Origin of the sequence: Luteibacter sp., assembly GCF_051958795.1 — a bacterium.
Taxonomy (GTDB): Bacteria; Pseudomonadota; Gammaproteobacteria; order Xanthomonadales; family Rhodanobacteraceae; genus Luteibacter.
Genome location: NZ_JBQCFT010000175.1, coordinates 1 through 7515, shown reverse-complemented (window position 1 = coordinate 7515; position 7515 = coordinate 1). Strand labels below are relative to the sequence as shown.

Sequence of the window (7515 nt, the reverse complement as noted above, 5' to 3'; positions counted from 1 at the left end):
TGATGGTCTCGCACCGCTCGCAGGCGCTTACATCGAGGCGCTAAAGAAAGCCGGTGACCACCAGGTCACGACCCTGCATCTTCCGACCGATCATTCCTATTCCGACCAGCGCACCGAACTGTCGCAGGCGTTGCTCAAGTGGCTCGGGACGGTGAAATAGGTCACGACGTTGTAGGAGCGCGATCGCGCGCAAGCGCGCTCCCACAAGAGCTGATCAGCGCGGCGGTGTGCGTGCAGTGACGCCGCTCACCGCCACGAGCCCCGCCACGATGAACGCCATGCCCAGCCACTCGTTGGCTTTCGGCGCTTCGTGCAGCACGGCCCACGCCATGAGCACGCTCAGGACGGGAACCGCGAGTGACGATACGGAGGCCACCGCGGTCGGCAGCTTGCGTACGACGAGCAGCCACAGGGTCCACGCGAGGCTCGTCGCCAGCACGACGGAGTAGGCGAGCCCGGCGATGAACTCCGCACTCCACTCGATCGGCCGCTGCGGCACGAGGAAGGCGACGATACCGAGGCCCGCGGCACCGAACGCCATCTGCCATGCGGTGAAGGTCAGCGGATCGGGCGCGTGGCGCTGGAACATCTGTTTGCTCGTCACCGTGCCCAGCGCCCAGCACATGCCGCCCACAAGGGCGAAGAGGGTGCTCACCGGATTGCCCAGCCCATGCCAGGGCGCGATGACGCAGGTTAGGCCGACGGCAGCCAGCGCGAGACCGATCCAGTGTCGTGCGACGGGACGCTCGCCCAGGATCGCCCACGCGAGCAGCACGGCCCAGAACGGCATGGCATAGGCGAGCAGTACGACACGACCGGTGCCGCCCGCGGTCAGCGCGAACTGGCCCAGCCCCTGGAAGGCCGCGGTCTGCGCAAGCCCGGTGACGATCGTGCCCGCCAGCGGCGTCGGCGCGAGCGGGCGCCGCATCACGATGAGCACCACGAACAGCATCGCGGCGCCCATGGCATAGCGCATCGCGGAGAAGTCAAACGGCCCCGCGTAGCGCAGCACCAGCTTCATCACGATCCAGCTGAACGCCCAGATCACGACGGTTGCGCCCAGCGCGGTCATGGCGCCCGCGGACGCCTTGCCTTCGTTCATGCCTGCTGATCCACCGAACCAAACGCACATAGTCGCGCATTACCGGAGGCGAGTGCACGCTGTTGCGATCCGTCGCGCAGGTCCGTTCTGTCGTGATCAACCCGCCGGGCAGGCCGACCGCTTCGGCTGCATCGCATGGAATTCAATCGACAGGCCCAGGTCGTCGGTGGTCGGGGCCAGCACCGATTCCCCGCCAGGCCCTTGGTAGGTGTCGAGCTTCCGCTCGTACCCACGCTCCACCCAGCGTCGTGCGCGTTCGAGATCGCTGACGCCCAGGCTCACGCCCAGGACGCGCGGGCCACCATGGGTCATGGCATCCGACGCGAGGCCGGCACCATCAGGCTGTAGCGCATAGAGCGCCGTCGGCCCCACCGGCACGCAGAAGCCCTTCGCACCCACGGCAGGCAGTTTCACCGGCACGGCGTGGCCGAAACCCATCGTCTCCAACTGCTTGCGATCCGCATCGGCATCGCCCGATACGAGCCAGATCGACGAGAGCTCGCGTGCGCCATTGGGGTGCTCGCGCGTCACCCGGTAATCCTCCTTGTTCGCCGGATCGAACTGGTCGGGTGCGTAGTCGGCGGCATAGTCGATGAAGAAGGTATTGCTCGAGAGCGGCGGCTTGTCGAGATCGAAGGCGAACAGGTGCCAGCCGGGCCGCGCGCTATCGGGGCCGGAGAACACCTGGGTGACGGGGTAATGCAGGGCCTGCAACGCGCCGCGCAGCGTGTCCAGCGATGAGGTGCGGAAGCCGAAGGTACGCGAACCGGGGCCGCCTTTCAGCGCCTGCTGGTCTTCCTTCATGCCGGGATCGAAGGTGGGATCCGGCTTCGTGATGCCGAGCAACTCGATGAAGCTCGTATCGGCGAAGCGGATGTAGCGGTTCGCGACGCCGCCGGGGTCGCGCCCCGGACGCACCTGGAAACCGAGTTTCACCGCCATCACCGAGGTGGCCTGGTCGATACCCTTGCCCCACAGCAGGACGTGGTCCAGTCGCGTGGTGGACGCGATGGGGGCGGCGGCGTGTGCGCCGGCCGCGGCCAGGCACAGCAGGCTTGCCGAAATAAGCGGGATAAGGCGCATGCGAATCCTCAGGCCAGTGGTGTTCGGGTGCGCTCATTTACCGGCGCCGGGGCTACCACCCGCAAGGACAATTTCCGGGCGAAAACGGCCAGCGGCGCACCGGTTGTTCAGGCGCCCGCGCTTCGGCGCAGGTCCTGCGGCGAGGTGCCAAACGCGCGCACGAACGCACGACGCATCCGGCTCGCATCGCCGAAACCGGTGGAGCTCGCGATGTGCTCCAGGTGCAGGTGGCTGGTTTCCACGGCAATGCGAGCCGCCTCGAGGCGAAGCCCCTCGACCACCTTCGCCGGCGTCGCGCCGATTTCGGCGGCGAACGCACGCGCGAAGTTGCGCGGGCTCATCGCGGCGCGCTCGGCCAGCCGTTCGATCGGCATCGGTTCGGCGAGCCGCGCCTGCATCCAGCCGATGAGGTCCCCGAAGCGACCGGTGCGGCCGCCTTGTTCCACGAGCACCGAGTACTGCGACTGGCCGGCATGCCTGCGCTGGTGCACGACGAGTTGCTGTGCTGTACGCCGTGCAATGCCCGGGCCCAGATCGTCCTCGACCAGCGCAAGCGCGAGGTCGATCCCGGCGGAGATACCCGCCGAAGTCCAGACCTTGCCATCGCGGATGAACATCCTGTCCGCATCGAGGCGTACCTGCGGGTAGCGCTGGCGGAAACGTTCTGCGGCGGCCCAATGCGTCGTTGCGAGTCGGCCGTCGAGCAGCCCGGATTCCGCGAGGAAGAACGCGCCAGAGCAGACACCGGCTGCGCGCCGCCACCCATCGCCGGCGAGCAGGGCAGCGATACCCGGCTGGCCAGCTTCCACCTGGGCCAGGTTGCCGCCCGCGACGATCACGGTATCGAAGCGTCCGCCGTCCAGGGGCTCCGCGGTGAGGCTCACGCCGGACGAGCTGCGGACCACACCACCACCGGGCGCCACCACCCGGATGGCGTAACTCTCCGGGCGGAAACGTTCGGCCATTTCGAACACGGCGATCGGCCCCGCCGCGTCCAGCAGCTGGAATCCGGGGAACACGACGATGGCGATATCGCGGCGCATCCGCGGAAGGTGGCGCATGCGGGTCGCGGGCGTCAACCCAACGTAAGGGCCTCAAGTTAGGGGCTGTCGGCGCGCAATCTGGGGGATATCCCCGATGGCCGGAGAGGCCCGTCTACGTAGATTGGACTCGCAGCCCGCCATTGGGCTGTAACCCCCCACGGAGAACCTCCCATGCCTCGTTATATCGTTGAACGCGCTTTCCCCGGTGGCCTCGATCTGCCCACCAATGAGACCGGCGACCGGATGTGCCGGAACATCGTCCGCACTAATGCCGAAGAAGGCGTCACCTGGGTGCACTCCTACGTGAGCATGGACCGCACCCGCACCTACTGCCTGTACGACGCCCCGACCCCGGAGGCGATCCGCGAGGTCGCGCGCCGGAACCAGCTGCCGGTGGGCAGCATCACCGAGGTCTCGGTGCTGGACCCGTACTTCTACCTCGGGGTAGGCCACTCGGGGAACGCATCGGCGGCACGCTCGCGGTTGCGTACCCCCTGGCTCCCTTTCAGCTACCTCGCTGCCTGAGGCATGAACGTGCAAAGGCCGCATGCGGCTTCACTTGGCCGGAACCTGCCTGGTGCCAGAATGGGGCAGGTTCCGGGGAGCCTGTACGGTGGAACTCATCGAACGCGATTACGCCCTGCAACGCCTGCACGAAGCCGTCGGGCGCGCAGGGCAGGGGTCGGGACTCACGGTCCTGGTCAGCGGCGAGGCGGGCATCGGCAAGACGGCCCTCGTCCGCAGGCTCGTGCGCGATCGGGCCGTGGATGGCGACCGGGTCCTCTGGGGCAGTTGCGAAGCACTGTTCTCCCCACGCCCCCTGGGCCCGATCTACGACATGGCCAGCGCCTTCGACGCGGATGTGCACGACATGCTGGGCGTCGATGGCCATCGCGCACGGCTGTTCAGCGCCTTCCTGGGCGACCTGCAGCAATCCCCACGCACGACCCTGCTGGTCCTGGAAGACCTGCATTGGGCCGATACCGCGACGCTCGATCTCGTCAAATACCTCGCGCGGCGGATCCATCCGTTGCGCGCCATGCTCCTGCTTACCTATCGCGACGATGAAGTCGGTGACAAGCATCCGCTGAAGCTCGTCCTCGGCGACCTGCCTGCGGATGCGGTGGTGCGGATTCCCCTGTGGCCGCTCTCGGAGGAAGGCGTGGCCAGCATGGCGCGCGAGTCGGGCTGCGTCCCGGACGGCATTTTCGCGACCACCGCGGGCAACCCGTTCTTCGTCACCGAGGTGCTGCGCGCCGACGGCGTGCCGGCGAGCGTGCGCGATGCGGTGCTCGCCCGCGCCGCCAGGCAGACGCCCGCGGTCCGCGCGTTGCTCGACATGGTGGCGATCGTACCCGCGCGCATCGATGTCGCGACCCTCGATGCTGTCCTCGCGCCGTTGGCCGAAGACGTCGCGGCGGCGCTCGCGTCGGGCCTGATTACCGTAAGCGACGGCTGGTACGCGTACCGCCACGAGCTCGCGCGTATCGCGATGGAGGATGCGCTCCCTGCGCCACACGCCACAACCCTGCATGCGTGCATGCTCGCCCACCTGGAGGTGGAAGAAGACGTACCCACGGCGCGGTTGGTACACCACGCGGCGGGTGCGGGCGATGTCGCGGCCGTCCTGAAATATGCACCCCTCGCGGCCACCGAGGCGCTCTCGCACAACTCGCATTGCGAAGCGGCGAAGCTCTACGGCGTCGCGCTGGCCCACGGCGCCTCGCTGTCACCCGCGCTACAGGCGGATCTTCTCGCCCGGCGCTCCTACCAGTGCTATCTCACCGACCAGTCCGAAGAGGCTATGGCCGCCAGCTTGCGCGCGCTCGCGATCTGGCGCGAACTGGGCGATCTCACGCAGGAGGGGCGCACGCTGCGCTGGCTGTCGCGCCTGCACTGGTTCGCCGGTTGCAACCGCGAGGCCGAGGCCTATGCGGACCAGGCCATCGCATTGCTGGAGCCGCTCGCGGAAGACAGCGAGTTCGCCTGGGCGCTGAGCAACCGCTCGCAACTGGACATGCTCGCGGGCCGGACGGGCGAGGCGGTGGCGTGGGGCACCCGGGCGATCGAACTGGCGAAGCGCATCGGCGACACCGAAGCGCTCAGCCACGCCCTGAACAACGTCGGGACCGCGATGTACGCACGCGGCGACGATGACGGCCGCACCCTGCTCGAGGAGAGCCTGGCGATCGCACTCGAGCACGGCTACGCCGAGCAGGTCGCCCGCGCCTACGTGAACCTCTGTTCCACCGAAGTCACCGTACGTGCCTATGACCGCGCGATGCTTACCATCGACGATGCGAATCGATACTTCGCCGATCGGGACCTCGACGCGTGGGCCAATTACACCCTCGCATGGAAGGCGCGTGTCGACTTCGAGCAGGGCCGCTGGGATGAAGCGGCGCGCCTCGCGAGCCAGCTGATCGTTCGCGACGCGGTCGCCCCGGTCACGCGCATTCCGGCCATGGCCGTGCTTGCACGCATTCGCCAGCGACGCGGCGACTCCGGTGCCGACGCGCTGCTCGACGAGGCACGCGGCCTTTCAAGCGACACGGGCGAACTCCAGCGCATGGGCCCCGTTGCCACCGCGAGGGCGGAGGCCGCCTGGCTCCGCGGCGAAACGCGGCTGGACGACGCGTGGGTGCGCGAAGTCTGCGAGATGGCCCAGGGTGTCGGCGATCGTCGCGAACTCGCCGAGCTCAGCTTCTGGTGCTGGAAGCTTGGCGAAACACCGGGCCCCCAGCAGGTGGCCGACGACCCCTACGCATTGCAGTGCTCCGGCGACTGGCAGGCTGCGGCCGATGCGTGGGAACGCCTGGGCTGCCCGTACATGCGGGCGATGGCCCTGTGGGATGGCGATGAAGGCGACAAGCTCACCGCGCTGGCGATCTTCGAAGCACTCGGCGCCACGGCCACGATCAAGCTCTGCCGCGAACGCCTGCGGCAAGCCGGTGTACGCGGCGTCACCCGCGGGCCGAGGGCGGCCACGGTCGCCAACGCCGCCGGCCTCACGACCCGCGAGATGCACGTCATGGGCCTGCTCGCGAAAGGCCTGTCGAACGCCGAGATCGCGCAACACATCGTCCGCTCGGAGAAAACCGTGGAACACCACATCTCCGCCATCCTCCGCAAGCTGGATGTATGTTCCCGCGGCGAAGCCGTAGCCATGGCGAGCCGCCTGGGCCTCCTCACCGACCGCTAACCCCCTCCTTGTGGGAGCGCGCTTGCGCGCGATGTCGCCGCGACAACCACGCCCATCCACCACACTACGCATACTGCGCAACCCCATTCCCAAACGACCAGTTCTCCTTCGCCGTCTCCACCAGGTTGATCAGCACATCCTCAGGCCGCAGCCCGGGGCTGGCCGTCAACTGCTCAACCACCGCCGCGTAAAACGCCTTCTTCTGCGGAATGCCACGGGTGTTGTTGCAGGTGACCTGGATCATGACCAGGTCATCGGTGCGATGGATGCCCAGGTAATCCGGGTCATAGTCGAACTCATCGGCATCGTGCTGGTGCACGACGATGAACCGGTCCGCCTCCGGCACCTGGAAACTCTGGTGCCTGGCGGTGTAAATGCCGTCACGAATAGCCTTGATGTGCGCGGCAGGCTTGCCGCGGCGAAGATCGATGCGAACGAGTGGCATATAAGCGTCCTCGGGTGGGGCCAGACTTGGTTGGGTTAGGAGATGTTGCCGACTGCGTAGGCATCGGGCATCGGAATGCTTCGCGCATCAACTCCGGGCGCCGCGAGGCGGGTTGACGGGTAGAGCTTAGGCTCGGATGATCGTTTTGAAAATCAGAAAGTTCTGGATCAACGATCCCGAAAAACAGGACTGTACGCATGAGCCGTCTCACCTTCGATCTCGATGTGATCCGCAGCTTCGTCACGGGCGTCGAACTGGGCAGCTTCGCCAAGGCGGCCGAACGGCTGGGCCGGTCGACCTCCGCGGTAAGCGCCCAGCTGAAGCGCCTGGAAGACCAGATGGACGCGCCACTCCTGAAGAAATCCGGTCGGGGCCTGGCCCTCACGGAATCCGGCGAAATCATGCTGGCGTACGGGCGGCGGCTGCTCGAGTTGAATGACGAAGCGGCCACCGCGATTCAGGGCGCACACCTCGCCGGCCGCGTACGGCTCGGCCTGCAGGAAGACTTCGGCGAGAGCGTCTTGCCCGAGGTGCTTGGGCTGTTCCGCCGCGCGCATCCGCGCCTGCAGTTCGAAGTGGTCCTGGCCCGCAACACCGCGCTGATGGATGCGTTGAGAGGCGGCCGTCTCGATATGGCCCT

7 protein-coding genes are annotated in these 7515 nt (G+C 67.4%); 3 read left to right on the top strand and 4 right to left on the bottom strand.

Features of this window, described 5'->3' with window-relative positions:
* Positions 1-214: 214 nt before the first annotated feature.
* The 3 genes from ACTHLF_RS09130 to ACTHLF_RS09120 all read right to left on the bottom strand — a co-directional run bounded on the left by ACTHLF_RS09130 (position 215) and on the right by ACTHLF_RS09120 (position 3246).
* Complete coding sequence (locus tag ACTHLF_RS09130; RefSeq protein WP_440326764.1) at positions 215-1102, bottom strand: DMT family transporter; 888 nt, start codon at positions 1100-1102, stop codon at positions 215-217.
* 96 nt (positions 1103-1198) lie between these two features.
* The gene (locus ACTHLF_RS09125; protein ID WP_440326762.1) at positions 1199-2185 is read right to left on the bottom strand and encodes a VOC family protein; all 987 of its coding nucleotides are present in this window, start codon (positions 2183-2185) and stop codon (positions 1199-1201) included.
* A gap of 107 nt (positions 2186-2292) precedes the next feature.
* Positions 2293-3246 (bottom strand): GlxA family transcriptional regulator, encoded by a 954-nt coding sequence (locus ACTHLF_RS09120; protein ID WP_440326760.1) that lies wholly within the window; start codon positions 3244-3246, stop codon positions 2293-2295.
* A 153-nt stretch (positions 3247-3399) separates the two neighbouring features.
* On the opposite strand from ACTHLF_RS09120, the gene ACTHLF_RS09115 reads away from it, so the two are divergent.
* Entirely contained in the window at positions 3400-3753 is a 354-nt protein-coding gene (locus ACTHLF_RS09115) for a DUF4242 domain-containing protein (protein ID WP_440326758.1), read from the top strand.
* Between the two features lie 88 nt (positions 3754-3841).
* The gene (locus tag ACTHLF_RS09110; RefSeq protein ID WP_440326756.1) at positions 3842-6430 is read left to right on the top strand and encodes an ATP-binding protein; all 2589 of its coding nucleotides are present in this window, start codon (positions 3842-3844) and stop codon (positions 6428-6430) included.
* Between the two features lie 64 nt (positions 6431-6494).
* On the opposite strand, the gene ACTHLF_RS09105 is transcribed toward ACTHLF_RS09110, so the two are convergent.
* Positions 6495-6875 (bottom strand): tautomerase family protein, encoded by a 381-nt coding sequence (locus ACTHLF_RS09105; RefSeq protein WP_440326754.1) that lies wholly within the window; start codon positions 6873-6875, stop codon positions 6495-6497.
* Between the two features lie 197 nt (positions 6876-7072).
* On the opposite strand from ACTHLF_RS09105, the gene ACTHLF_RS09100 reads away from it, so the two are divergent.
* On the top strand, positions 7073-7515 hold a 443-nt coding region (locus ACTHLF_RS09100; protein WP_440326752.1), incomplete at its 3' end, for a LysR family transcriptional regulator.

Excerpts from the sequence above, each read along its gene's own strand:
- ACTHLF_RS09130 (WP_440326764.1), bottom strand. The coding sequence starts at position 1,102 with ATGAACGAAGGCAAGGCGTCCGCGGGCGCCATGACCGCGCTGGGCGCA.
- ACTHLF_RS09125 (WP_440326762.1), bottom strand. The coding sequence starts at position 2,185 with ATGCGCCTTATCCCGCTTATTTCGGCAAGCCTGCTGTGCCTGGCCGCG.
- ACTHLF_RS09120 (WP_440326760.1), bottom strand. The coding sequence starts at position 3,246 with ATGCGCCACCTTCCGCGGATGCGCCGCGATATCGCCATCGTCGTGTTC.
- ACTHLF_RS09115 (WP_440326758.1), top strand. The coding sequence starts at position 3,400 with ATGCCTCGTTATATCGTTGAACGCGCTTTCCCCGGTGGCCTCGATCTG.
- ACTHLF_RS09105 (WP_440326754.1), bottom strand. The coding sequence starts at position 6,875 with ATGCCACTCGTTCGCATCGATCTTCGCCGCGGCAAGCCTGCCGCGCAC.